Consider the following 1,982-nt stretch of genomic DNA (forward strand, 5'->3'; position numbering starts at 1 on the left):
GAAAGAATACAATCAAATTTACAATGAAAAACGCCTCAAGAAGTTTGAGACGTTAATAAGTATTAATGGTCTAAAATAGACTTCCATGTTTAATTCAACTTGTTTTCTTTGAACTCCTCTAACAACAATGTTTAAATAATCAAAAACACCCTCTTGGCCATCTTTTTGTTTTTTACCCTTGAAAACTTCTAAATCTTTTGAAATAGTTCTTGGTCTTAATGATTGTGGTGCTTCTTCACCTTCTTCTTGGTTTGAACCACTAGCATTACTTGAATCACTACCACCAGTTGAAGCGGCCATTTGATCACCATCACTTGCAGCAGGTTCCTCATCACTAACAGTTGGTTGTTCCATATTAGGTTGTTCATTTAATGCTTCAAATGTTCATCCTTCATCAATATATTTCTTTAAAGCATCTTTTACATATGTATTTTTAAATGCATATGTAAAGACAGCGTCTTGATAATTAATTGTTTCTGTTGTAACACTTGCTTCTGCTGTTTCTAAATCTTGTTTGTCTTTTTTAGCTTTTTCAATATCTTGTGTAATTAATTGTTTTGCAGAAGTTAATTCTTGATTAGTAACATTTTCTTTTGTGTGAACTGCTGATGCTTTATCTTTTGCTTTCATCAATTCATCTTTAATTGATGAATATTTAGAATCTGACATACTTGTAATTAATTCTTGTGCTTTATTAATAAGTGTTTGTAACTCTTGTTTTAAATCATTTAATGATTTTGTTTCATCAAGTTTAGCATTTACTTCTGCTAAAACTTGCATTAATGCTGTTTTAGCAGAATCTAAATTTTCTTTTGTTGAATCTGTATTATTTGCTACGTTTTCACTTTCTGTAACTTTTGTTTGAAGTTTTGTTTTTAATTCACTAAATTCTTGTCCTGATAATTTTTGTGTAATTAATTGTTTTGCTTCATTAATTTTTGCATTTAATTCATTTAATGAGTTTTGTTTAGGATCATTAGTTGATGTTCCTGGTTCTGGTTTAGGTGCTGGAGCAGGTGCAGGATTAGGTTGTGGAGTTGTGTTTGCTGAATCTAATGCTTGTTTATCTTCTTTTGCTTTTCTTAAAGCATCTGTTAATGAAGTTAAAGCAGTATTAACTTCTTGTTGAGTTGCATTTGATTTATTAACAACACCTTGTGCACTTGTTAATTGACTCATTAATTTTTGCTTAATTGTTGAATATTTAGCATCATTTAAATTTGATGTAATATATGTATTTACTTCATTTACTTTATTTTGTAAATCCGCTTTATTTACTGATGTGTTTGGATCTTTTTGTGGTGCTTTATTTGTACCACATGAAGCAGCAACCACAAGCGGGACAGTAGCTGCTGATAAATTTGTGACAACTAATAGTCACTTGTTACGTTTTTTCATACTAATCTATTTTTATTTTTTAAAATAAAAATCCTTTCATATAAATAATAATTAATTAATATAACTAAAATTCAAAAAGGTTTTTTTGAATTTTTATCTTGATATGTCAAAAAGTTATTTTTTTAATTAAAAAACATATATTTATTATGTTTTTTGCAAGACATAACAAGACATAATAATTATATATATATATATATTGAAACAAAAAGTTGAAACTTATAAAAAGACATAATGTTTTATAATTTTATATTTATTCTATAAAGAAAATTGCCTATTCTTTTATTAACTAAAATACAACAAAACAAGCAAAAAAGACCGAAAAATTGTTTTTGAAAAATTTCAAAAAAAGCTCTTGAAATATATATATATATATATAATAAAAATATGAGTAAATTTAAAGTATTTATTAAGAAATTAATCTTAACATTTTTAGGTTTTTCACCAATATTTATTTTAACTTCTTGCACAAAAGAAAAACAAGAAGAAAACTTAAAATTTAAACTTTCAGTAAATTTTATACTAAATAAAAAAAATTAAGAAATTTTTTCGTTTATAGATATTATGAAACTATATAATTCATCAGA

Annotated in this window: 2 protein-coding genes; one reads left to right on the forward strand and one right to left on the reverse strand. The window is 25.6% G+C overall.

Translation table 4 applies throughout. The annotated features are described in order from the left end of the window. Positions 1-18 precede the first annotated feature (18 nt). A complete protein-coding gene (locus BU00_RS0103505; RefSeq protein WP_027121492.1) occupies positions 19-1,398 on the reverse strand; it encodes a hypothetical protein in 1,380 nt (459 codons plus the stop codon). 384 nt (positions 1,399-1,782) lie between these two features. On the opposite strand from BU00_RS0103505, the gene BU00_RS05130 reads away from it, so the two are divergent. Then, complete coding sequence (locus BU00_RS05130) at positions 1,783-1,935, forward strand: hypothetical protein (protein ID WP_156926444.1); 153 nt, start codon at positions 1,783-1,785, stop codon at positions 1,933-1,935. The last annotated feature ends 47 nt before the right edge of the window (positions 1,936-1,982 follow it).

Origin of the sequence: Mycoplasma leonicaptivi ATCC 49890, assembly GCF_000622205.1 — a bacterium.
GTDB classification, from domain to species: domain Bacteria; phylum Bacillota_I; class Bacilli_A; order Mycoplasmatales; family Metamycoplasmataceae; genus Mycoplasmopsis; species Mycoplasmopsis leonicaptivi.